Here is a 23,851-nt window from a genome sequence, read left to right on the forward strand (position 1 = left end):
ACGTCGAGCTTACGACGCCTTGCATCGACGGGCGGCGCTTCAGGCCCGGCGGGCCACGATGAACAGCCGCGGGAACCGCAACAGCCGCTTTCCATCCACCCGCGCGGGATAGGCGCGCTCGATACGCGCGCGGTAGGCCTCGAGGAAGCCCGCGCGCAGGTCGTCGTCGAGCGGGTCGACGAACGGCTTCAGGCCGGTTGCCTTGACCCATTCGACGATGGCCGCCGCGTCGTCCATCACGTGATTGTAGGCCGTGTGCCAGATGTCGATGTCGGCCGCGTGCGGGCGGAGCAGATCGTAGTAGAAGCCGGGTTCCGGCAGCGGGCGGCGCTGGCTGACGGAGGCGAGCACCGAGGCCCACGGCCCGTCTTCGGCGGTCTGCTTCATCAGCACGTGGCTCGGTTCTGCAATGTTGTCCGGCATCTGCACGGCGATCGCCGCCCCGGACGGCAGCGCCTCGAAAAGGCGCGCCATCACGGCGGGATGGTCCGGGAGCCATTGAAACACCGCGTTGGCGAACAGGACGTCCGTCTGCGGGCCGGGCTGCCATTCGCTGGCGCTGGCCTGAAAGAAATCGTGGCCCGGTAATCGCTTGCGGGCAGCTTCCAACATGGCAGGCGAGATATCGAACCCGGTGACGCGGGCGGCGGGATAGCGGGCGACCAGCAGCTCCGTCGAGTTGCCCGGCCCGCACCCGATGTCGACGACCTCGCGCGGCGCCTCGACGGGCACGCGCGCGAGAAGCTCGGCGGACGGCCGCGTGCGCTCGTCCTCGAACTTCAGATATTGACCCGCCGACCAGTCCTTCATGGCTACCTCCCGGCGCTCCGGCGTGGCCTCACCCGGCAGGAACGCACCGCCCGGGCGCGGAAGCGCACCGGGCGGCGGCGTCATGCCGCGATCAGCGCGTCAGGCGCTTGTACTTGATGCGCCGGGGGATGATGGCATCCGGCCCGAGGCGACGCTTCTTGTCTTCCTCATAGTCCTGGAAGTTGCCCTCGAACCATTCGACGTGGCTGTCGCCCTCGAACGAGAGGATGTGCGTCGCGAGACGGTCGAGGAACATGCGGTCATGGCTGATGACCACGGCGCAGCCGGCGAAATCTTCCAGCGCATCTTCCAGGGCCGCCAGGGTCTCGGTGTCGAGATCGTTGGTCGGTTCGTCGAGCAGCAGCACGTTGGCGCCGGACTTCAGCATCTTGGCGAGGTGCACGCGATTGCGCTGGCCGCCCGAAAGCGCCCCCACCTTCTGCTGCTGGTCGCTGCCCTTGAAGTTGAACGCCCCGACATAGGCGCGCGAATTGATCTCGCGCTTGCCGAGCTGGATGACCTCGGCGCCGCCGGAGATCTCCTCCCACACGTTCTTGTTGGGATTGAGCGTGTCGCGCGACTGGTCGACATAGCCGAGATGGACCGTCTCGCCGAGGCGGATCGATCCCGAATCCGGCTTCTCCTGGCCCGTGATCATGCGGAACAGCGTCGACTTGCCGGCGCCGTTCGGGCCGATCACGCCGACGATGCCGCCGGGCGGCAGCTTGAAGGACAGGTTCTCGATCAGCAGGCGGTCGCCATAGGCCTTGTTCAGGCCATCGACCTCCAGCACCGTGTCGCCGAGGCGCTCGCCGGGCGGGATGACGATCTGCGCCTGTCCCGGCACGCGGGCCTCGTTGCGCGCGACCAGTTCGTCATAGGCCTGGATACGGGCCTTCGACTTGGTCTGGCGCGCCTTCGGGCTCTGCTGCATCCACTCGCGTTCGCGGTTGATGGCACGCTGGCGGGAGGCCTCCTCGCGGCCCTCCTGCTCCATCCGCTTGGCCTTCTTCTCCAGATAGACCGAGTAGTTGCCCTCGTAGGGGATGCCGCGGCCGCGGTCGATTTCGAGAATCCACCCCGTGACGTTGTCGAGGAAGTAGCGATCGTGGGTGATGATCAGGATCGCGCCGGGATATTCGCGCAGGTGGTTTTCCAGCCAGTGCACGCTTTCGGCGTCGAGATGGTTGGTCGGTTCGTCGAGCAGCAGCAGGTCCGGCTGTTCGAGCAGCAGCTTGCACAGCGCCACGCGGCGGCGCTCGCCGCCCGAGAGCGGGCCGACCTCCGCCTCGCCCGGCGGGCAGCGCAGCGCATCCATGGCCTGATCGACCTGGGAATCGAGATCCCACAGGTTCTGACTGTCGATCTCGTCCTGGAGGCGCGCCATCTCGTCGGCGGTTTCCTCCGAGTAGTTCATCGCGAGTTCGTTGTAGCGCTCGAGGATCGCGGTCTTGGCGGCCACGCCGAGCATGACGTTCTCGCGCACGGTCTTGGTGTTATCGAGCTGCGGCTCCTGCGGCAGGTAGCCGACCGTCGCGCCCTCGGCCACCCAGGCCTCGCCGGAATATTCCTTGTCGGTGCCGGCCATGATGCGCAGCAGGGTCGACTTGCCGGCGCCGTTGGGGCCGAGCACGCCGATCTTCGCGTCCGGGTAGAAGGACAGGTGCACGTTGTCGAGCACCTTCTTTGCACCGTAGGCCTTGGAGAGGCCGTGCATGTGATAGATGAACTGGCGCGCCATTGCGGTCCTGAACTGTACGATTGTTCTCGGGAACGGCCGCGGGCCGGGACCCGCAGTTTGGAACAGGCTCTTAAGCCATCGCGCGGCCTGCGGCAACGCCGGTGCGGCGCGCGCCCGGCGGCCTACACCCCCGCGCCCACCGCCACGCCATCGTCGAGACGCCAGAAATCAGGGGCCTCGGGCGGCAGCGGCCGGCCGAAGAGATAGCCCTGGGCGAGCGGACATTCGATGGCGATGAGCCGTGCCAGCTGCTCCTCGGTTTCCACGCCCTCGGCCACGACGCTGAGATCCATCGTCCGCGCGATGTCGAGCATCGCCCGGACCACCGCCGTGTCGGCATTCACCACGCCGAGATTGGCGACGAAACTGCGGTCGATCTTGATGCGGTCGATCGGCAGGCGCCGGAGATGCGTGAGCGAGGCATGGCCTGTGCCGAAATCGTCGAGCACCACGGCGATGCCCATTTCACGCAGCGTTTCGAGCGTCGACACGATTTCCGCTGTCCGGCGACCGACGGTGACCGTCTCGGTCACTTCAAGTTCAAGGCGCGCCGGATCGAGGCCTGTCTCCGCGAGGATCGCGCGAAGATCGCCGACGAGGTCGCCGCCCAGAAGCTGCCCCGCTCCGAGGTTGACCGCCACCTTGCCGGGCTCTCGACCGACCGCGACCCAGCGCTGGATCTGCGCGGCGACCTGCCACAGGATGTGGCTCCCGAACGTCGCCATCAGCCCGCATTCCTCGATGATGGGAATGAAGCGGTCCGGCGGGATCAGGCCGCGCACGGGATCGCGCCACCGCACCAGCGCTTCGAAGCCCACCCGCACGCCGTCGCTGAGCCGTATCAGCGGCTGGTAGTGCATCTCGATCGCACCCGACTTCATGGCGCGCGGCAGGTTGTCGATCACCCAGCGCCGCTTGTCGGCAGCATCGCGCATCGAGCGGTCGAAGAACGCGAAGCCGCCGCCTTCGGCCTTCACGGTGTAATGGGCGAGATCGGCATTGCGCTGCAGGTTGCCGACATCGCTCGCGTCGTGCGGCCAGAGGCTGATGCCGACGCTCGCGGCAAGCAGCACGGGCACGTCGTCCACCATGACCGGCGCGCAGAGATCGGCCACCAGCCGGCGCGCGAACGCATCCAGTTCACGGCGGTCGGTGCGATAAGGCAGGATCAGCGCGAACTCGTCGCCGCCGAGGCGGGCGGCGATTCCCTCCGGTTCCACGGCATTGCGCAGGCGCTGGCCGATCTCGACCAGGACGGTATCACCGACCGCATGGCCGCGGGTGTCGTTGATCTCCTTGAAGCCGTCGATGTCGATCATGAACAGGCTGCCGCCGGCCTGGCCGGTGCGGGCCATCGCCTGGTCGAGCGCATCGGAGAAGCCGGCCCGGTTGCGCAGCTCGGTCAGCCCGTCGTGGACGGCGAGGAAATCGATCCGCTGGCGGGCGCGCACGTCCTCGGTGATGTCGCGGACGACGGCGATGATGGCCGAAAGCTTGCCGGACGCATCGCGCTCCGGCGCGCAGCGGATCCAGAGGTGGCGGACGTCGCCGTCGTGAAGGATGACCCGGGACGAGCCTTCCGCGCTCTCCGCGCCGTTGAAGATGCCGCGCAGCAGCGACGAGAAGTTTTCCCGGTCGAGCGGATGGAGCAGTTCGTTGGCCTTGGCCGCGTCGATCGGCTCCGGATCGAGCTTCAGCATCGCCGACAAGGTTCGCGAGAGCTGATAGGTCTGGTTCGACAGATCGAGCCGCCAGCTGCCGAGCTGGGCCATGGTCTGGGCCTGATGCAGTTCCTGCTCGCGCAGGCGCAGGTTCGCCTCGGCCAGCTTGAGCGCCGTGACGTCGTGCTCGCCGACGACGTAGGCCGTTCCGCCGGTTTCCGGGTCCAGCGTCGCGACGGCCTCGATGCCATGCCAGCGCCGGCCGGCCGCGGTCGTCACCTCCACGAAGGCCTGAGCCGCACCGGTCCGGCGGAGTTCCTCCAGGAAGCGGTCGCCCGCCGCGGCGTCGGCGAACCGCGCCATCAGGTCGGCGCGATCGGCCTCGTAGGTCGAGATCGCCGCCGCGTTGCGATAGAGCGCCCGGCCGTCGGAATCGAAGAAGGTGATCTGGTCGCGGCTGTAGCGCAGCGCCTCCGCGGCGCGGCGGTCGCTGAGGTCGCTCCGGACGGGGATCCCGATAGAGAGGATTCCAACGTCGCCCTCGCCGAGCCGGACGGCCTGCATGAGAATGTCGAAGGTCTGCGGCTCGGACGCGGTGTAGAAGGTCCAGCGCTCGAACGTCGCCTCGCCGCTGACGGAGCGGCGGATCACTTCCTCGAGCCGCGTGCGCGACACCGCCGACATCGCCGGAACTTCGCGCGCCCTCAGGGCCTCGACGCTGGCGACCCCCCACATGCGCAGTCCGGCGGCGTTCGCATAGACGTTGCGTTCGGAGGCCAGATCGAGCACCCAGACGGGCTGTGACAGCACGTCAAATCCTTCGCCGCGAAAGCTCGGGAGAAACTCTATCGGCGTCGGCTGAACGCTCTCTGCCATCACAGCGACACTCGCGTAACTCGCGCTTTCTTTCGACTTCGACGTGAGGACCCCCCTAAAAGCGGACACAAACGGGCCACGCCCGTCTATCCCTTCCAGCCTGCGCGGCCCCCCAGCCGTGGGCTAGAAAAATACATGAAAGCGGCCGTGTAAATACTTCATCGGTCATTCGTCGAAGGCTGACGCGGCCCGCTCTCGCGCATTTCCGGACCAAGTACATAGCATTCTATCAAATCCGCGGCGTTTTGTCCCTGCCCGGCCGGACACCGGACTGCGAGGGGATTGCAACGCCCTGTTCGGCCTGCCATCGTGCGGCCCCGCCCAACCATGGCTGGCGTCCCGAGCGGCGCGCGATTCGCCGCCTTTCCGATGGAATTGTGATGAAGATTCTCGTTCCCGTAAAAAGGGTTGTCGACGCGAACGTGAAGGTGCGCGTGAAGACGGACGGCACCGGCGTCGACCTGTCGAACGTCAAGATGTCAATGAACCCGTTCTGTGAAATCGCGGTCGAGGAAGCGTTGCGGCTGAAGGAAGCCGGCAAGGCGACCGAGGTGATCGCGGTCTCCATCGGCGGCGAAAAATCGGCGGAGACGATCCGCACGGCGCTCGCGATGGGTGCCGACCGCGGCATCCTCGTCAAGGTGGACGGCACAGTGGAGCCGCTGGCGGTCGCCAAGCTTCTCAAGGCGGTCGCCGAGAAGGAACAGCCGGGCCTCGTCATTCTCGGCAAGCAGGCGATCGACGACGACTCAAACCAGACCGGCCAGATGCTCGCCGCCCTGATGGGCCGGCCCCAGGGCACGTTCGCCTCGAAGGTCGAGATCGGCGACGGCACCGTCGACGTCACCCGCGAGATCGACGGCGGCCTGGAGACGGTCACGCTGGCCCTGCCGGCGATCGTGACGACGGACCTCAGGCTCAACGAGCCGCGCTATGCGTCGCTGCCCAACATCATGAAGGCCAAGAAGAAGCCGCTGGAGGAGACGACGGCGGAGGCGCTCGGCGTCGACGTGACGCCGCGCCTCAAGGTGCTGTCGGTCACCGAGCCGCCGGCGCGCAAGGCCGGCGTGAAGGTCGCCGACGTCGCCGAACTCGTTTCCAAGCTCAAGACCGAAGCCGGGGTGCTGTGATGACGACCCTCCTGATCGCAGACCATGACGCCTCGGGCCTGAAGGACGTCACCGCCCGGGCGCTGACGGCCGCGCTCGCGCTCGGCGAGCCCGTTCACGTGCTCGTCGCCGGCACGGCGCTTTCCGCCGCCGCGACGCAGGCGGCCGCGCTTCAGGGCGTGGAGACGGTGCTCGTCGCCGACAGCCCGGCCTACGCCAACGCGCTCGCCGAGCCGGTCGCGGACCTCGTCGTCTCGCTCGCCGGCGGCTATCGCACCATCGTGGCGGCGGCCACCACCACCGGCAAGAACATCGCGCCGCGCGTCGCCGCGCTGCTCGACGTGATGCAGGTCTCCGACATCACGAAGGTGGTCTCGCCCGACACGTTCGAGCGGCCGGTCTATGCCGGCAACGCCATCGAGACGGTGCAGGCGCTCGACCCGAAGATCGTGCTGACGGTGCGCACCTCGGCCTTCGCGCCGGCAGCCACCGGCGCCAGCGCCGCGAGCGAGGCGGTCGCCGCGCTGCCGGCCGGCCCGGGGCTTTCGACCTGGAAGGGTGCGCACATCGACCAGTCAGACCGCCCGGAGCTGACCTCGGCGAAGATCATCGTCTCCGGCGGCCGGGCGCTCGGTTCGGCGGAGAAGTTCACCGAGGTGATCCTGCCGCTGGCGGATGCCCTCGGCGCGGCGGTCGGCGCCTCGCGCGCGGCGGTCGATGCCGGCTTCGCCCCCAACGACTGGCAGGTCGGCCAGACCGGCAAGATCGTGGCGCCCGATCTCTATGTCGCGGTCGGCATCTCCGGCGCGATCCAGCATCTCGCCGGCATGAAGGATTCCAAGGTCATCGTCGCCATCAACAAGGACGAGGAATCGCCGATCTTCCAGGTTGCGGACTACGGCCTCGTCGCCGACCTGTTCCAGGCGGTGCCGGCGCTGACGGCGGCGCTGAAGTCCTGATCGACACTGTCTGCGGGCGCGGCTCGACCGAGCCCGCGGACACCCGTCGAGGGGATGCGCCCTTTCCGCGACACCCCATCGCGCGGCGGCGTGCCGGCCGCCAGTGGGATAGAGGAAGACCGCGCATGACGACCGATTCCGTCTCTCTCGCCGTCGCGGAGGCCGACGATCTTCCGGCCTTGAAGCGGGAACTTCAGGACGCTTTCGCGGTCGCCGTCATCGCCGAGTTCGGCGATCTGCCGGACGGCCCGATTCCGTCCGACAGCGAACTCGACGAATCGATGTCCGCGCCGGGCGCCGAGGTCCTGCGCATCCTCTGCGACGGGCGCAAGATCGGCGGCGCCGTTGTCGCCATCGACCGGGAAACGCACCGCAACTCGCTCGACCTGTTCTTCCTCTCGTCGCCGGATCGCGGCCGCGGCCTCGGCCTGAAGGCGTGGAAGGCGATCGAACGCCGCTATCCCGAGACGCGGGTCTGGATCACGCACACACCCTATTTCGAGAAGCGGAACATCCACTTCTACGTCAACAAGTGCGGATTCCGGATCGTCGCCTTCTTCAGCGACCGCCATCCGGACCCCCACGGCCCAGCGCCGAGCGGCCTGCCCGACGATGGCGAGGCGTTCATGTTCGAGAAGATCATGGGCGAGGCCGAGGGCACCTAGAAGACATCGGATCGAACGGACTCGCTCGGGTCGACAGGAAATCCGGGAGGAAATCCCTGTCGACAGGAAATCGCGGTCGGCGCGACATTCCCGCGCGGTCAATCGTTCGCCTGCGACGTCTCGCCGGCGCGCCGCGACGACAGCCATTCGAGATTGTGAAACGGCTGTTTGAGATCCGGATAGGTCCCCTGCCGCTCAAGGCCTTCGACGAAGGCGACGAACGCGGCCATCTCGTCGGCCTCGCGATATCGGTGGGCCGCGACACGCGCCCTCGCCGCGAGATCATTAGCCGCCTTCGGAGAATCCCACAGCCGGCGCAGCATCTCGCGCCATGCGGGCTCGTCTTCGGGATCGAGATGGAGGGCGGCGCCCAGCGTCGCCTCGGGCAGACCGCCGCGGGTGGAGGCGATCACCGGCAGACCGTTCAGAACACCCTCGCGGGCGACGCGGCCGAACGCCTCGGGAAACAGGCTCGGCACCATGAGGACGCGGGCGCGGCCATAGACCGGGCGCATGTCCGACTGGTTCGGCAGCAGCGTCACGTTCGGCAGGGCGAGATCGATGCCGTCCTCCGCCGGATCGTACCAGCCGGTGACCGCGAGGAACGGAATGTCGGGCATGGAGGCCGCGAGCCGGGCGAAGAGCTCGCCGCCCTTGGCGCGTATCGGGTTGACCATCACCACCTCGGCCGGCCGCGGCTGAACAGCCACCACTGCGGCACGCTCGATCGGCGGGTGCAGCACGTGCCTGCCCTTGCCTGCCAGGAAGGCGTAGCCGGCGAGGGAACGCTCGCACCACGCCGAATTGAACACGATGCCGTCGAGCGCGCCGCACACGTCGCCGACGCAACTGAAGAAGCAGACCGGAATGCCGGCTTCCACCGCGACGGGGCCGGCAAGATGCGCCCAGTCCATCTGCGTCAGAACGCGGTCCGGGCGGAACCGCGCGAGGACGCCCCTGAAGCCGTCACAATCGAAACGTGGCGCCGGAATGCGTTCGAGCCACGGGTCGGCCGGACGCGGCATCGCCGCGGCAGACGGGGCGCCGGGTGGCGCGGCGCTGGTATGGATCGCGACCTCGTGACCGGCGGCATGGAGCCCCTTCAGCACCGCGTGAAGCGAGATTTCCGATCCGCCCGGTGCAGGCACGAAGCGCTCGGCGACCGCCAGGATCCGCATCCGCTCTCCCCCCTGCCCGGAGCACCTCGCGATCGGGCGACCAACGACACACCACTCCGGGTTCCAGAGCGCTTTCCGATCTGATGGAATCATCAGATCGACCAGAAATCGCTCCAGATTCAAAAACTTGAGCACATCCGACCGCCGGGAATAGCGACGCCCGTCAAGGCCGCCGCTTTCCTCAAGACCGGCTCTTTCCCTGCGTCCGTCTCCGGCGGGGCCTAATGACCCGCGCCGCGGCGCCGGCCGTCGCCGATCGCCCGGTCGAGAATGATCTTCACCACCAAGGTCACGAGGGCAAGCGCGGTCAGCACGGTCGCGGCGGCGAAGGCACCGACCGCGTTGTAATCATGGTAGAGCAGTTCGATCTGCAAAGGCAGCGTGTTGGTCTCGCCACGGATGTTGCCGGAGACGACCGAGACGGCGCCGAACTCGCCCATGACACGGGCATTGCAGAGCACCACGCCATAGAGCAAGGCCCAGCGGATCTCGGGCAGCGTCACCCGCAGGAAGGTGGTGAAGCCGCTGGCGCCGAGGCTGAGCGCCGCTTCCTCGCCGTCGTTACCCTGCGAATCCATCAGCGCGATGACCTCGCGGGCGACGAGCGGCGCCGTCACGAACAGGCTCGCGAGCACGATGCCGGGCCACGCGAACAGGATCGCGATGTCGTGGTCGCGCAGCCATTCGCCGAACAGCCCCTGCACGCCGTAGACGAACAGGTAGGACACGCCCGCGACGATGGGCGAGACCGAGAACGGCACCTCGATCACCGCGATCAGCAGGCGCCGGCCGCGGAAGCGGAACTTGCCGATGGCCCAGGCCGCGGCGAGCCCGAACAGGGTGTTCACCGGCACCGCGATCATGGCGACGAACACCGTCAGCCAGATCGCCTTCAGCGTGTCGGGATGGGCGAGGTTGGAGAGGTAGCTGCCGACGCCCGCCTTGAACGCCTCGGCCGCGATGACGACGATCGGGGCGCCGAGGACGACGAGCGTGCCGACAACGGCGAGGCCGATGAGCACGGCCTTCGTCAGCGGCCCCTCGCCCACCCGGCGGCGGGCGCGGACCGGCCGGCCCGCTTCTGCGGCGCGGCTGCCGCCCGTTTCCATCGCGACGCTCATGTGCGGCTCGTATAGCGAAGCTGCCAGGACTGCAGCGCGTTGGTGAGGGCGAGGATCGCGAACGCCATGCCGAGCATCACCGCCGCGACGGCGGCGGCGCCCTGATAGTCGTATTCCTCTAGGCGGATGAAGGCGAGCAGCGCCGCGATCTCGGTGTGCATCGGCTGGTTGCCGGCGATGAAGATGATGGCGCCGAACTCGCCGAGGCAGCGGGCGAAGGCGAGCGACATGCCGGCGAGGAACGCAGGCGCGATCACCGGCAGGATAACGCGCCGGAAAATCACGCCGCCCCCGGCGCCGAGCGACTCGGCGGCGTCCTCGATCTCGCGGTCGAGTTCCTCGATGACCGGCTGCACGGTGCGCACCACGAACGGCAGGCTGGTGAAGGCCATCGCCACCATGATGCCGAGCGGGGTGAACGCCACCTTGATGCCGAGCGCGTCGAGCGGGCCGCCGAACCAGCCGTTCTTCACGAACAGCGCCGTCAGCGCGATGCCGGCGACCGATGTCGGCAGGGCGAACGGAACGTCGACCAGAGCATCGATCAGCCGGCGGCCGGGAAAGCGATAGCGCACCAGCACCCACGCCAGCAGCAGGCCGAAGGCCGCGTTGAAGGCGGTGGCGACGAAGGCGCTGCCGATTGTGACGCGATAGGCCGCGAGCGCGCGGCGGCTGAACGCCACGGCGGCGAAGTCGACCGGCCCGAGGCTGGCCGCCTTCCAGGCGAGCGCTGCCAGAGGCAGCAGAATGATGAGGGCGCAATAGGCGACGGTGATGCCGATCGACAGGCCGAAGCCCGGCAGCACGCGCCTTCTGACCCGCCGCTTCGGGCGGTCGGACGGCTGCGCGCTCATGAAGACTGCCGCATGACGTATTCCTCACCTCGCCGGCCTTCCGGCCGACGCCTTTTGCAGATCCCGCGGCCGATGCGCAACCCGTGCCCGATGCAAGGCCGCATCCCGCCGCCGTCACACGAACCCGATCCAGCGCCCCGCCACGAGAACCGCGATCCAGGCAGCGGCCGAGATGCCGGCTGCGATCCGTGTGGCCGGCCTCACCGCACCGCCGGCGAGCGCCGCCCGATAACCCGGCCCGATGTGCTGCAGGCCGACATTGCAGAGCGCGAGGGCGAGGAGGCCCATCTTCGCCAGGAAGGCCGCGTTGCCGATATAGGCCGCAGGCCGGACGCTGAAGAGCCACAGCCCCGTCAGCGCCGCTGCCGCCAGACCGAAAGCCGCCGCCCGGGACAGGAACGGGCCAATGGCGGCGAGCGGCACCGCGCGGAAGCAGCCCGCAAGCCTCAGGTCGAGCGGCAGGATCGCGCCCACCAGAAGGCCGATCCCGAGAATGTGAGCCGCATTGACGAGCAGATACGCCGTTGCGGAACCTCTCAGGAGCGCCGCGCCGGGCCAGTCCGCGATCCAGTCGACGACCGTCATCCTTCCGGCCCGTCGCCGCTCAGTCCGCCCGGATCCGCTCCGGGTACATGTCGTAATTCTCGCCGCCGACGGTGATGCGCACGGCCTTCATGCGCGCCTCGCCGGCGTCGAGGGAACGGTTGCCGAGCACGATCACCTCGTCGCCGGCCCGGGCGCTTTCGGCACCGAAGCCGGAGCGTTCCGTCTGCCGGGGATTGCCCAGGTCGACCTGCCAGACAACGCCATCGCCGGCGCGGACCTTCAGCGCCGGATGCGGCGGCGCCATGGAGACCGTCTCGATCACACCGACGAGTTCGCTCTGCTCGCCCTCCGCCCAAGACCAGCCGTGGTGACCCTCAGCGGTTGTCGCGGCGAGCGCCGCGGCCAAACCGGCGGCGAGAGCGGAACCGTGCCCGGCCCGCTTTCCCGGACGGAACGAGGCTATCGAGAGAGACTTGCCCTTCAAGACCATGTGGAGACTCCTTCGGTGCGGCCCCAGCCCGGATGAAGGCCGAAGGCGAACGCGGAGTTCCGCCCGATCATGCGGTGTTGATGAGTGAGAGCCAATCCCGTTCGAGATCGGACCGCTCCCGACGGCAAGGATAGGCGCAAGCCTTTGATCCGGTGCCGTTTCCTGTCGATCGGGTCCGTCTCTCCGATCTGAAGGCGTTCCAGGCGGGCGAAAGCGCGGCCGGTCGGGGTGCCGGCCGCGCTCCGCAATCAGCGGCCGGCCAGAAGCTGGTCCACCGTACCGCCGGGCCCGAACTCTTCCTTCGAGACCTTCGCCCAGCCGCCGAACACGTCGTCGACCGTCAGAAGGCGCACGTCGGGGAACTGGTCCTTGAACTTCTCCACCACGCCCTTGTCGTGCACGCGGTTGCCGAACTGGGCGAGGATCTCCTGCCCTTCGGGGCTGTAGAGATAGTTCAGGTAGTTCTCGGAGATCGCGCGGCTGCCGCGCTTGTCCACGACCTTGTCGACCACCGACACCGGGAACTCGGCCAGAATGCTGACCGGCGGCACCACGGTCTCGAACTTGTCGGTGCCGTATTCCTTGGCGATGCCGCGGGTCTCGGCCTCGAAGGTCACCAGAACGTCGCCGGTCTCGCGCTCCACGAAGGTGGTGGTCGCCGCACGGCCACCGGTGTCGAACACCGGGACGTTATCGAACAGCTTGCCGACGAAGGCGTTCACCTTCTCCTTGTCGCCGCCGAACTTCTCCAGCGCGAACGCCTCCGCGGCCAGAACGGTGTAGCGCGCGTTGCCCGAGGTCTTGGGGTTCGGGAAGATCACCTGCACGTCGTCGCGCACGAGATCGTCCCAGCTCTTGATGTTCTTCGGGTTGCCGGCGCGCACGAGGAAGGCCGGCAGCGAATAATAGGGCGAGGCGTTGTTCGGCAGGCGCTTGTTCCAGTCAGCGTTGATCAGGCCGCCCTTCACCAGCACGTCAACGTCGGTGACCTGGTTGAAGGTGACGACATCCGCATCGAGCCCTTCGAGGATGGCGCGGGCCTGCTTGGACGAGCCGGCGTGGGACTGCTTGACCTCGATGGTCTTGCCCGTCTCCGCGGCATATTTCTTCTGCCAGGCCGCATCGATCGCCGCGTAGAGCTCGCGGGAGATGTCGTAGGAGACGTTCAGGATGGAGTTCGGCTCCTCGGCGCGCGCGCCGCCGGCGGGCGCCATCGCCAGGGCGAAGCCGGCGGCCAGGAGGCCGGCGGTCAGGATCTTCTTCATTTGATGTCTCCCAGGGCTGAACCGTCCCGGCACCCCTGAGGAGGCAAGCGCGCGGCGTGCGACGATTCCGATCAAATTGCTGTCCGAACCTAGCCGGAATGCCGCCTGCCCCGGAACGGACGGAATCGTGGCGAGAACGCGTCCGGGAGAAAATCATCGCTCAGAAGTGCCGTATTTTAGATTCAAATTTCCCGGTAAGCCAAGGAGCGGTGGTCGGAGGGGGATTTTCGTCCGGACCATGAAATCCGATGCCCGTGGGAGCGAAGTCCTGCCGGCCGCGTTGCGAAAGTGCGGCCCCTTGCGGCCGGCAAAGCCCTCGCCCTATGACGGGGACGCATTCCGCGGAGACAGACCGTGACCGTTCCGACCAAAACCCCGCTGCTCGACCGGGTCGCCACCCCGGAGGACGTCCGCCGGCTGCCGGAATCCGCTTTGCGGCAGCTTGCCGACGAGGTGCGGCAGGAGACGATCTCGGCCGTGTCCGTCACCGGTGGGCACCTCGGCGCGAGCCTCGGCGTCGTCGAGCTGACCGTCGCGCTCCACCATGTGTTCCGCACGCCGGACGACAAGGTGATCTGGGATGTTGGCCACCAGGCCTATCCCCACAAGATCCTCACCGGCCGGCGCGACCGCATCCGCACGCTGCGCCAGCCCGGCGGCCTCTCGGGCTTCACCCGCCGCTCGGAATCCGAATACGACCCGTTCGGCGCGGCCCATTCCTCCACCTCGATCTCGGCCGGCCTCGGCTTCGCGGTCGCCCGCGACCTGAAGGGCGAGGACAACGCCGTCGTCTGCGTGATCGGCGACGGCGCGATGTCGGCGGGCATGGCCTATGAGGCGATGAACAATGCGGGCGCGTTCGGTTCGCGCCTGATCGTCATCCTCAACGACAACGACATGTCGATCGCGCCGCCGGTCGGGGCCATGAGCGGCTACCTCGCCCGCCTCGTCTCGGGACGCACCTACCTGTCGCTGCGCGAGGCGATGAAGGGCCTCGTCCGCCACCTGCCGCCGTTCGTGGAACGCGGCGCGGCGCGCGCGGAGGAATTCGCCCGCGGCTTCGCCATGGGCGGCACGATGTTCGAGGAACTGGGTTTCTATTATGTCGGCCCGGTCGACGGGCACGATCTCGACCAGCTCGTGCCGGTGCTGAAGAACGTGCGCGACGCGGCGAAGGGGCCGGTGCTGGTCCACGTCGTCACCCAGAAGGGCAAGGGCTACGCGCCGGCCGAGAAGGCGTCCGACAAATATCACGGCGTCAACCGCTTCGACGTCGTCACCGGCGAGCAGGCGAAGCCCAAGGCCAACGCCCCGTCCTATACCAAGGTGTTCGCCACCAGCCTGATCGACGAGGCCGGTCGCGACGAGCGCGTGGTGGCGATCACTGCTGCGATGCCCTCGGGCACCGGGCTCGACCTGTTCGGGCAGGCATTTCCGAAGCGCACCTTCGATGTCGGCATCGCCGAGCAGCACGCCGTGACCTTCGCGGCGGGCCTTGCCGCCGACGGCATGAAGCCGTTCTGCGCGATCTATTCGACCTTCCTCCAGCGCGGCTACGACCAGATCGCCCACGACGTGGCGCTGCAGGGACTGCCGGTGCGCTTCCCGATCGACCGCGCCGGGCTCGTCGGCGCGGACGGCGCCACCCATGCCGGCGCATTCGACATCGCCTTCCTCTCCTGCCTGCCGGGCATGGTGGTGATGGCGGCCGGCGATGAGGCGGAACTGCGCCACATGGTGGCGACCGCCGCCGCGTTCGACGAAGGCCCCATTGCCTTCCGCTATCCCCGCGGCGAGGGCCTCGGCGTCGAGATGCCGGAGCGCGGCTCTGTGCTCGAGATCGGCCGCGGCCGCGTGCTGCGCGAGGGAACGACCGTCGCGCTGCTCTCGTTCGGCGGAAGGCTCGGCGAGTGCCTGGCGGCGGCGGAGGAACTGGAAGGCCGCGGGCTCTCGACCACCGTCGCCGACGCCCGCTTCGCCAAGCCGCTCGACACCGACCTCGTCGCCCGCCTCGCCCGCGACCATGCGGTGCTGGTGACGGTCGAGGAAGGCTCGGTCGGCGGTTTCGGATCGCAGGTGCTGCATTTCATGGCGACCGCCGGCCTTCTCGACGGCCGCCTCAAGGTCCGCACGCTGGAACTGCCGGACCGCTATCTCGACCACGACAAGCCCGAGGCGATGTATGCCGCCATCGGGCTCGATGCACGCGGCATCGTCGCGACCGTGGCCGGGCTCCTCGGACAGGAAGCGGCCGGCCAGCCGATGCGGGCGTGACATCGGCCGGGAGCGGACCGAGGCCGTGGTTTTGATCCCCTTTCGTTCCTGAACCGTGCTAGAGACCGGTGTCGTGAAACATGACACCGCCTCTCCCGGTGCGGCGCTGCCGCCGCGTTTCGCCGCTTGGTTCGCCGACCGTGGATGGTCGCCGCGACCCCATCAGCTCGCCCTTCTCGCCCATGCCCGCGCCGGCCGCTCCGCGCTCCTGATCGCGCCGACGGGCGCGGGCAAGACGCTTGCCGGCTTCCTGCCGAGCCTGATCGCCATCGCCGAGCGCGGCGACCCGGTGGCCGCGCCGTCGAACCGCGTGGCGCCGCTGCCGGGCCTCGGCCCGAAACCGCGGCCGCCGCATCGCGGGCTCAACACCCTTTATGTCTCGCCGCTCAAGGCGCTTGCGGTCGACATCGCCCGCAACCTGGAGACGCCGATCGCCGAGATGGGCCTCGACATCACCGTCGAAACCCGCACCGGCGACACGCCGCCCCACAAGCGGCGGCGGCAGAAATATGCCCCGCCGGACATTCTGCTGACGACGCCGGAACAGCTCGCGCTTCTTCTGGCGTCGCCGGATGCCGCCACGTTCTTCCGCGACCTCGAAGCGCTCGTGCTGGACGAACTCCACGCGCTGGTGACGTCGAAGCGGGGCGACCTGCTCGCCCTCGACATCGCGCGCCTGCGCCGGCTCGCGCCGGGGCTGCGCATCACCGGCCTGTCGGCCACGGTCGCCGATCCAGACGGGCTGCGTGCATGGCTGGTGCCGCAGGAGCCGGCCGCGGACGACCCGCAGGCCCCGCGCGCGCTCGCCGAGATCGTGACGGTAAAGGGCGGCGCGCCGCCGCGCATCACGATCCTCGAAACCGAGGAACACGTGCCGTGGGCCGGCCATTCGGCCCGTTACGCCTTCCCCGAGATCTACCGCCTGATCGCGCGCCACCGCACCACGCTGGTGTTCGTCAACACCCGCTCCCAGGCCGAGGCGGTGTTTCATGCGCTCTGGACCATCAACGAGGACGGGCTTCCGATCGCGCTCCATCACGGCTCGCTCGACCGCGAGCGCCGCCGCAAGGTGGAAGCGGCGATGGCGCAGAACCGCCTGAAGGCGGTGGTCTGCACCTCGACCCTCGATCTCGGCATCGACTGGGGCGACGTCGACCTCGTCATCCATGTCGGCGCGCCGAAGGGCGCGAGCCGCCTCGCCCAGCGCATCGGCCGCTCCAACCACCGCATGGACGAGCCGTCCGAGGCCGTGCTGGTGCCGGCGAACCGCTTCGAGGTGATGGAGTGCCGCGCGGCGCTCGATGCCAACTATCTCGGCGCGCAGGATACGCCGCCGCTGCGGCCGGGCGCGCTGGATGTGCTCGCCCAGCACGTGCTCGGCATGGCCTGCGCCGGCCCCTTCTTCGCCGACGACCTCCATCGCGAGATCGCCTCGGCGCTGCCCTATCGCGGCCTGCCGCGCGAGACCTTCGAGAAGGTGATCGCGTTCGTCGCCACCGGCGGCTACGCGCTGCGCAGCTACGAGCAGTTCGCCAAGATCCGCAAGGGCATCGACGGGCGGTGGCGCGTCGCCCACCCCCGCGTCGCCCAGCAATACCGCCTCAATGTCGGCACCATCCTCGAGGCGCCGTTGATGAAGGTGCGGCTCACCTCGCGCAAGCGCTCTGGCCTCATCGGCCGTGGTGGACGGGTGCTCGGCGAAATCGAGGAATATTTCATCGAGCACCTGGTGCCCGGCGACACCTTCCTGTTCGCCGGCGAGACGCTGCGGTTCGAGACCGTCCACGAACAGGAAGCCCTCGTCACCCGCACCAACGCCGAAACGCCGAAGGTGCCCGCCTATGCCGGCGGCAAGTTCCCGCTTTCCACCTTCCTCGCGGCGGAGGTGCGCGCCATCCTCGCCTCGCCGGAGCGGATCCGCCGCCTGCCGGAGCAGGTGCAGGACTGGCTCGGCGTGCAGCAGCGCCGCTCGCTGCTGCCCGGGCCGGACCAGTTGCTGGTCGAGACCTTCCCGGAGGGAAACCGCTTCTACATGGTGGCCTATCCATTCGAGGGCCGCCTCGCCCACCAGACCCTCGGGATGCTGCTGACCCGGCGGCTGGAGCGCGCCGGCGCCCGCCCGCTCGGCTTCGTCGCGACCGACTATGCCATCGGGCTCTGGGCGATCGGCGATCTCGGGGCAATGGCCACCACCAGCCGCCCCAGCCTTTCGGAGCTGTTCGACGAGGACATGCTCGGCGACGATCTCGAAGCCTGGCTCGACGAGAGCTTCCTTCTGAAGCGCTCGTTCCGGGGATGCGCGCTCATCGCCGGCATGATCGACCGCCGCCACCCCGGACAGGAGAAGAGCGGCCGGCAGGTCACGGTCTCGACCGACCTCATCTACGACGTGCTGCGCACCCACGAGCCCGACCACATCCTGCTGCAGGCGACCCGCGCGGACGCGGCCACCGGCCTGCTCGACATCCGCCGCCTCGGCGAAATGCTGTCGCGCGTGAAGGGGCGAATCGTTCATAAGGCTCTGGATCGCGTCTCGCCGCTGGCGGTGCCGGTGCTGCTCGACATCGGCCGCGTGCCGGTCGGCGGCGATGCCGACGAAACCATTCTCGCGGAGGCCGAGGACCTGATCCGGGAGGCGATGGAGTGAGCGGCGAGACAACCCTTGTGACCGCCGATCTGACGCCGGTGACGGTGGCCGGCGAGCGACTGTCGCTGCATCGCGCCGGCGCGCTGTGGTGGGAGGAGCGTCGCACCCTCGTCGTCGCCGATCTCCATCTCGAAAAGGGATCGTCGTTCGCCCGCGGCCGGCAGTTCCTGCCCCCCTACGACACCGCCGCGACGTTGTCGCGCCTCGCCGAAGCCGTCGACGCGCTCGCCCCCCGCCGCGTGATCGCGCTCGGCGACAGCTTCCACGACCGGCATGGCCCCGACCGCCTGCAACCGGCGGATGCCGCCCGCCTCGCCACGCTCGTCGCCGGCCGCGACTGGGTGTGGATCACCGGCAATCACGATCCCGAACTGCCTTCTGCGCTCGGCGGCACCGTCGCCGCCGAGGCCGAGATCGGCGGCCTGACCTTCCGCCACGAGCCGAAGCCCGGTGCCGCGCCGGGCGAGATCGCCGGCCACCTGCATCCCGCCGCCCGCGTCGTCGGGCGCGGCCGTTCGCTGCGGCGGCGCTGCTTCGCCGCGACCGCAGAGCGCATGGTGCTGCCCGCCTTCGGCGCGCTGACGGGCGGCCTCAACGTGCTCGATTCGGCGTTCGCGGCCATCCTGCCCCGCGCGCACCTCAGGGTGCATGTCATCGGCGCGGACCGGCTCTATACCGTCGCGGCCGGCGGCCTCGCGGGCGGGTAGAGCGTTGCCCGTTCAGACCGAAACGAACGGAACGGCAAGAATATGCTCATGGCTTTGAATCCGGTGTGATTTCTGGTCGACCGGATTTCATCAAATCGGAAAGCACTCCAGACAACCGACCGCGTTTCAGCGGCTTTCGCGCAGCCAGTGCAGCGCCCGTTCGAGCTCCACGTCGTCGCCGGAGGCGAACGCCAGGATGTTTTCCCGCGTTGAGAGGACGCGAACCGTCGGCGCGACGCCGCCGCGTCCGTTGCGACTGTCGATCATGACCACGCCACGCCGGTCGACGGCCCGGCCGAACGGGTAATGCAGCGTGATGCCGCCCGGCAGCGTCGCCTCGCCGCCGGCAAGCCCGAACGATCCCCGGGTGCCGTGAAAGCCGATGACCGCGCCGTTCGGACGCGCGGCAATGCAATGAGCGATCCCCTCGGCGCTGCTGATTGTCCTGGGATTGACGAGAACGGCGACGGGGCCGCGGAAATGCGGCGGTTGCGGCTCGATCATTAACGCATCCACGACCTTTCCGGTGCGATCGTCGACCGTGATGCGGCGAAAGCGGCCCGTGGCCGCATCGAAGAAGACCGTCGCTTCGTAGAAGGCGGGCCTGTCGTAGAGCGAGCCGCAGATCATCTCCGCCAGCACATCGTAGCCGCCGTGATTGCCGCGCAGGTCGAGGACCAGACCGTGCACCCCCGCGCGGTTGAAGCCATCCACGGCTGCGGCATAGGAATCCCAGATGAAGTCCGGCGCGCGCTTGAGGTCCTTGAGGTCGGCCAGCGCCGACAGGCGGATATAGCCGTCGTCGCCGATGCGCCGGGCGGCGATGATCGCGCGTTCGTCTTCCGCCGTCGGCGGTGGCGCCAGGTTGAACAGATCGAGCCCGCGCAGGTCGTCGTCCACAGCGACAAGCCGCGCGGCGCGGACAGCCGCAGCGGCCGGATTGCGGTAGACGAGGCGTGCCGAGGCCCCGACGGGGGCGCGGGTGAGCAGGCGAACCTGCTCGAGGCGACGGTACTCGTCGGTCGCGACGCGCATGGCGGCGACGTGCGCGCCGAGGTCGAGCCCGCGGACGGCCTGCGAGACGGGCAGCCCGTCCCATTCCAGCACGACGGCACCCGGCTCCACGCCGACCTTCTCTGCCGGCCCGCCGGGAGCAACCTTCGCCACGATGACGCGGCCGTCATCGAGCATCGCCAGTCCGAGGCCGAAGGAACCTCCGGACTGGCGCCGCACTACCGCATCGACGAGAGGCGCCGTCGCATCGTTGCGCGGCAGGGAGACGTGTCCGTCGTCGATACCCGCGACATAGGCGGTGAGCGCGCGGAAATAGGCCGCCTCGTCCCGGCTGCGGGCCGCGTCCTCTACAGCGGGCAACGTCCGGCGGTAGAGAGCGTGCCAGTCGACGTTCTTCCAGCGGGTGAAGGCATATTCCGTCGCGAACTTGCGATGGGCCGACCGGAAGGCCTCGACAAAACCGAGCGCGCTGAAATCCGCTGGCTCGGCCAGGCGAAAGCCCGACACCGGCGCGGGGTCGGCGGCCGCCGCCGGCTTCCCGCCGCAGACCGAGAGGCCCAGAATAGCCAAGGCGACCGCGACGCGGGACCGAAGCCCGCCGAATCCCGCTTTCCCCACGCTGCCTGACCTTCCGTGACGATTCCCGCAACGACAGGATACCGGCGGGCCAGGATGCAGGCATGATCGAGGTCAACGCGATCGCGCGGTCAATCGCGGCGGAACACCACGCCGCCGAGCCAGCCCGTCGCGAGCGCCAGCGCGGCGATCAGGAGGCCGTAGAGCAGCGGCGCATTCACGGCCATGTCGTGGATCTGCGCCTCCAGGCCGACCTTTTCCACCTTCAGGGCCGAAAGTTCGGAGGCGACCATGCGCTTGGAGGCGAAGACATAGGTCTCGACGCTGTAGAGCCCGTCCGGGACGTCCTTCGGCAGGAGGACCGTCACGCGGAAGAAGGTCGGCGTGAGCATGGACACGGAGCCGGCGCGCTCGCGGAAAAGGCCGTGTGCCGTGCGCTGGTTGACGATGGCGGCGCGGAACGGATCGTCCCGCTGCACGGGGCCGACGCCGAAGCTGGTGTTGTCGAGCCCGATGCGGAACACCTCCAGCACCCTCGGCGCGGCGATCTCGCTGACGGGACGCGTCGAATCGAGGGCGTAGAACGCGGGAACGCCGACGAATTCCTCCGATGCGCCGTTGATCCACAAGCCGGCGACGCGCTCCTTGCGGCGGCTGGCGACCCGCTGCGGCGGGCCGCGCACCACCACGGCGACGTCGTAGCCGTCCGGCGGCATCGGTTCGTCGTGGGCGCGCTCGACGACGCCGAACACCACGATCTCGGCGCCGACGAAGTTCGACGAGATATCGATGCGCGGGCTCGACACTGAGGCCACCACCGTTTCGGCCGCGGCTGGCGCGGCCTGGGCTCCCAGGGCGGCGAGCGCGAGCGCGGCGGCGCGGACCGCGCCTCGCAGCCACCGCACGGGATGCCATGGATGGGCGCTGCCGGGAAGTGTCCCGCCGGCCTGCCGCCGCCTCATGGCCGGCCATCGCCTCATGGTCCGCCACCACCTCATGGCCGGCCTCCCCATTCCAGCACGGCCAGCGAATAGAGGTCGGCCGGATGGACGACGAGCTGCACGCCGAATCGCAGTCCGACGGCGAGCACCAGCAGACCCAGAAGGCCACGCAGATATTCGCCCCTCAGCCTGAGGCCGACCTGGGTGCCGAACTGGGCGCCGATCACGCCGCCGACCATCATGATGAAGGCGAGCAGGCCGTCGACCGAGACGGACGTCACCGAATGCAGCACCGTGGCGACGACCATGGTGCCGAGCGTCTGGATCAGCGACGTGCCGATGACGATGGAGGTCGGCACCCTCAGCAGATAGATCAGCGCCGGCACGAGGATGAAGCCGCCGCCGACGCCGAGCAGCGAGCCGATGAAGCCGATTCCGGCGCCGAGCACGACGATCGGGATGACGCTGACATAGAGCCGGGCGGCGCGGAACCGCATCTTCAGCGGCAGCCGCTGGATCCAGTTGTGGCTGTTCGGGCGGCGGCCCTGCGGGCGGGCACCGGCGCGGCTGCGGATCACGGCGCGGGCCGCCTCCACCACCATCAGCGTTCCGACGATGCCGAGCAGCACCATGTAGGAAATGGCGATCACGACATCGAGCTGGCCACGGCCGGACAGGACCGAGAACGTCCAGGTGCCGAGCGCGGTGCCGGCGGCGCCGGACACGAACAGGAGGCCGGAGAGGCGGAAATCGATGAGCTTGCGGCGCCAGTAGCTGAGGGCGCCTGAGGCGGCGGAGGCCACCATCTGCGGCGTCACCGTCGCGACAGCGACAGCGGACGGCACGCCGGTGAAGATCAGCAGCGGCGTCAGCAGGAATCCGCCGCCGATGCCGAACAGCCCCGAGACGAACCCGACCGCGGCCCCCATCCCCAGAATCAGGAACAGGTTCAACGGGATTTCCGCAATCGGGAGATAGATATCCACTCTCGGCCCCGCGGCAGGCGGCATGACGGCCGCAGCCCAGCGATATGGCGCAAATCGGCCGTTGCCTGTCAACAGCGCGCGGCACAAACACCGTCCCCGGCGCGCGAAGGCGGGCGGTGGAGAACTTCAAAATCACGCCATCGATGCCCTTGAACCCGGCAGAGCGATTTGTTACACGCTGCGGGCCGGCGAGAACCGGCGATGCGGTCGTGGCGGAATTGGTAGACGCGCAGCGTTGAGGTCGCTGTGGGGCAACCCGTGGAAGTTCGAGTCTTCTCGACCGCACCACTCTTCTGAACATCCCGATGGATCGACATGCGGTCCGGACGGAAGATCAGGCCGGAAGGTCCAGATCGGAAGACAAAGAAGGCGGCCCTCGCAGGCCGCCTTTTTGTTTTTCCGGTCACTGCCGTTTTATCCTGCGGACGATTTTGCGGATTTCAGTGCGAAGCCGGCGTAACCTCACATCGTCTCATGCGATATGAGGTGTGACGCGGGCGCGCCGCGGGATTCGGCAATGCCGGGGATCGGGAAGCATGGAAGCCTGGCTAATCGGCGTGATCGTGTTCGTCTGCGTGTTCGGCGGCGCACTCGGCGCCCTCACGATGCGCGACTATCTCCGCGACCATCACCGCACCAGCGAAACGCAGGACCTCGTGAAGCTCGGGGTCGGCACCATCGCGACGCTGGCGTCCCTCGTCCTCGGCCTGATGACGGCGTCGGTGAAGGGCAATTTCGACGACGCCAACCGCAATGTGCAGCTTTTTGCAGGCGGTGCCGAGCGGCTGGACGACACCCTGCGCCGCTACGGGCCGGACGCCGACACCGCCCGCGCCCGGCTTCAGCATTTCGTCGTGAAGGCGGCCCATGGCCTCTGGCCGGACGCGATTTTGACGATTCCGGAGATCCCGGAGGAGAAGGGCCGCACGCCGGCGGACCTGATCCGGGGGGTCGAAACCTCCATCCGCATGTTGCAGCCGACGACCCCCGTCCAGACGGAGCTTCGCAGCGAGGCGCTCAGCGAGTTCGCCACGCTGTGGTCCCTCGGCCAGCAGCTCATCGCCGACCGCGAGGCGACGCTGCCGACCGCCTTCACGGTCGTGCTGGCGTGCTGGCTGACCGTGATCTTCATCGGCTTCGGCCTGTTCGCGCCGCGCAACGCCGTCACGGTCACGGCCCTTTTGATTTGCGCGGCGTCGCTCGCCGCGGCGGTGTTCCTGGTGCAGGAGATGAGCGGTCCGTTCGACGGCCTCGTCGTGGTGCCGCAGACCCCGTTCCTTCACACCCTCTCGACCATGGCGCGGCCCTCGCTCTGAGCGCAGCGGCGCACGGCAAACCGCCGCTGGTGGAGCGACTTGCCGGGGCGCGGGTGCGCGACTATTGTCGCGCCCCGCGTCCACGGAAGGCGCCGGCCGACGGACTCGGCCGAAC

19 protein-coding genes and 1 tRNA gene are annotated in these 23,851 nt (G+C 68.6%); 8 read left to right on the forward strand and 12 right to left on the reverse strand.

Annotated elements, in window-relative coordinates; genetic code table 11:
• Window positions 1–39: 39 nt before the first annotated feature.
• From tam to BUF17_RS02485, 3 genes are all read right to left on the reverse strand, one after another.
• Window positions 40–810 carry a trans-aconitate 2-methyltransferase gene (gene tam, locus BUF17_RS02475; protein ID WP_073626003.1) on the reverse strand — a complete coding sequence of 257 codons (771 nt, stop codon included), beginning with the start codon at window positions 808–810 and terminating at the stop codon, window positions 40–42.
• A 91-nt stretch (window positions 811–901) separates the two neighbouring features.
• On the reverse strand, window positions 902–2,551 hold the full coding sequence (ettA, locus tag BUF17_RS02480; protein ID WP_073625592.1) for an energy-dependent translational throttle protein EttA: 1,650 nt from the start codon (window positions 2,549–2,551) through the stop codon (window positions 902–904).
• A 122-nt stretch (window positions 2,552–2,673) separates the two neighbouring features.
• Window positions 2,674–5,022, reverse strand: a complete 2,349-nt coding sequence (locus BUF17_RS02485; RefSeq protein ID WP_073625593.1) for a putative bifunctional diguanylate cyclase/phosphodiesterase — start codon at window positions 5,020–5,022, stop codon at window positions 2,674–2,676.
• 446 nt (window positions 5,023–5,468) lie between these two features.
• On the opposite strand from BUF17_RS02485, the gene BUF17_RS02490 reads away from it, so the two are divergent.
• The 3 genes from BUF17_RS02490 (at window position 5,469) to BUF17_RS02500 (ending at window position 7,821) form a co-directional block, all read left to right on the forward strand.
• Window positions 5,469–6,218, forward strand: a complete 750-nt coding sequence (locus BUF17_RS02490; protein ID WP_073625594.1) for an electron transfer flavoprotein subunit beta/FixA family protein — start codon at window positions 5,469–5,471, stop codon at window positions 6,216–6,218.
• Window positions 6,218–7,156 carry an electron transfer flavoprotein subunit alpha/FixB family protein gene (locus BUF17_RS02495; protein ID WP_073625595.1) on the forward strand — a complete coding sequence of 313 codons (939 nt, stop codon included), beginning with the start codon at window positions 6,218–6,220 and terminating at the stop codon, window positions 7,154–7,156. The genes BUF17_RS02490 and BUF17_RS02495 overlap by 1 nt, the downstream gene beginning before the upstream one ends.
• Window positions 7,157–7,281: 125 nt before the next feature.
• Window positions 7,282–7,821: a GNAT family N-acetyltransferase gene (locus BUF17_RS02500; protein WP_073625596.1), complete on the forward strand. Its 540-nt coding sequence runs from the start codon at window positions 7,282–7,284 to the stop codon at window positions 7,819–7,821.
• A 98-nt stretch (window positions 7,822–7,919) separates the two neighbouring features.
• On the opposite strand, the gene BUF17_RS02505 is transcribed toward BUF17_RS02500, so the two are convergent.
• The 6 genes from BUF17_RS02505 to cysP all read right to left on the reverse strand — a co-directional run bounded on the left by BUF17_RS02505 (window position 7,920) and on the right by cysP (window position 13,275).
• Entirely contained in the window at window positions 7,920–8,999 is a 1,080-nt protein-coding gene (locus BUF17_RS02505) for a glycosyltransferase (RefSeq protein WP_073625597.1), read from the reverse strand.
• A gap of 221 nt (window positions 9,000–9,220) precedes the next feature.
• Window positions 9,221–10,120, reverse strand: coding sequence for a sulfate ABC transporter permease subunit CysW (gene cysW, locus BUF17_RS02510; protein ID WP_084563824.1), 900 nt, complete (start codon window positions 10,118–10,120; stop codon window positions 9,221–9,223).
• The gene (cysT, locus tag BUF17_RS02515) at window positions 10,117–10,974 is read right to left on the reverse strand and encodes a sulfate ABC transporter permease subunit CysT (RefSeq protein ID WP_073625598.1); all 858 of its coding nucleotides are present in this window, start codon (window positions 10,972–10,974) and stop codon (window positions 10,117–10,119) included. The genes cysW and cysT overlap by 4 nt, the downstream gene beginning before the upstream one ends.
• 114 nt (window positions 10,975–11,088) lie before the next feature.
• A complete protein-coding gene (locus BUF17_RS02520; protein ID WP_073625599.1) occupies window positions 11,089–11,559 on the reverse strand; it encodes a DUF2214 domain-containing protein in 471 nt (156 codons plus the stop codon).
• 19 nt (window positions 11,560–11,578) lie between these two features.
• A complete protein-coding gene (locus tag BUF17_RS02525; RefSeq protein WP_073625600.1) occupies window positions 11,579–12,010 on the reverse strand; it encodes a DUF6152 family protein in 432 nt (143 codons plus the stop codon).
• 248 nt (window positions 12,011–12,258) lie between these two features.
• The gene (cysP, locus tag BUF17_RS02530; RefSeq protein WP_073625601.1) at window positions 12,259–13,275 is read right to left on the reverse strand and encodes a thiosulfate ABC transporter substrate-binding protein CysP; all 1,017 of its coding nucleotides are present in this window, start codon (window positions 13,273–13,275) and stop codon (window positions 12,259–12,261) included.
• 354 nt (window positions 13,276–13,629) lie between these two features.
• On the opposite strand from cysP, the gene dxs reads away from it, so the two are divergent.
• The 3 genes from dxs to pdeM all read left to right on the forward strand — a co-directional run bounded on the left by dxs (window position 13,630) and on the right by pdeM (window position 18,903).
• Complete coding sequence (gene dxs, locus BUF17_RS02535; protein WP_073625602.1) at window positions 13,630–15,549, forward strand: 1-deoxy-D-xylulose-5-phosphate synthase; 1,920 nt, start codon at window positions 13,630–13,632, stop codon at window positions 15,547–15,549.
• Between the two features lie 73 nt (window positions 15,550–15,622).
• Window positions 15,623–18,196 (forward strand): ligase-associated DNA damage response DEXH box helicase, encoded by a 2,574-nt coding sequence (locus tag BUF17_RS02540; protein WP_073625603.1) that lies wholly within the window; start codon window positions 15,623–15,625, stop codon window positions 18,194–18,196.
• Entirely contained in the window at window positions 18,193–18,903 is a 711-nt protein-coding gene (pdeM, locus tag BUF17_RS02545; RefSeq protein WP_073625604.1) for a ligase-associated DNA damage response endonuclease PdeM, read from the forward strand. Before BUF17_RS02540 ends, pdeM begins: the two co-directional genes overlap by 4 nt.
• 126 nt (window positions 18,904–19,029) lie before the next feature.
• On the opposite strand, the gene BUF17_RS02550 is transcribed toward pdeM, so the two are convergent.
• From BUF17_RS02550 to BUF17_RS02560, 3 genes are all read right to left on the reverse strand, one after another.
• Window positions 19,030–20,487, reverse strand: coding sequence for a S41 family peptidase (locus tag BUF17_RS02550; protein WP_139282375.1), 1,458 nt, complete (start codon window positions 20,485–20,487; stop codon window positions 19,030–19,032).
• A 137-nt stretch (window positions 20,488–20,624) separates the two neighbouring features.
• Window positions 20,625–21,398: a TIGR02186 family protein gene (locus tag BUF17_RS02555; protein ID WP_175563590.1), complete on the reverse strand. Its 774-nt coding sequence runs from the start codon at window positions 21,396–21,398 to the stop codon at window positions 20,625–20,627.
• An 89-nt stretch (window positions 21,399–21,487) separates the two neighbouring features.
• A complete protein-coding gene (locus tag BUF17_RS02560; protein WP_073625606.1) occupies window positions 21,488–22,420 on the reverse strand; it encodes a sulfite exporter TauE/SafE family protein in 933 nt (310 codons plus the stop codon).
• 203 nt (window positions 22,421–22,623) lie between these two features.
• Here BUF17_RS02560 and BUF17_RS02565 point away from each other — a divergent pair.
• Together BUF17_RS02565 and BUF17_RS02570 are read left to right on the forward strand one after the other, a co-directional pair.
• Window positions 22,624–22,708, forward strand: a tRNA-Leu gene (locus BUF17_RS02565).
• A 248-nt stretch (window positions 22,709–22,956) separates the two neighbouring features.
• Complete coding sequence (locus BUF17_RS02570) at window positions 22,957–23,736, forward strand: bestrophin-like domain (protein WP_073625607.1); 780 nt, start codon at window positions 22,957–22,959, stop codon at window positions 23,734–23,736.
• The last annotated feature ends 115 nt before the right edge of the window (window positions 23,737–23,851 follow it).

Origin of the sequence: Pseudoxanthobacter soli DSM 19599 (assembly GCF_900148505.1) — a bacterium.
Classification (GTDB): Bacteria; Pseudomonadota; Alphaproteobacteria; order Rhizobiales; family Segnochrobactraceae; genus Pseudoxanthobacter; species Pseudoxanthobacter soli.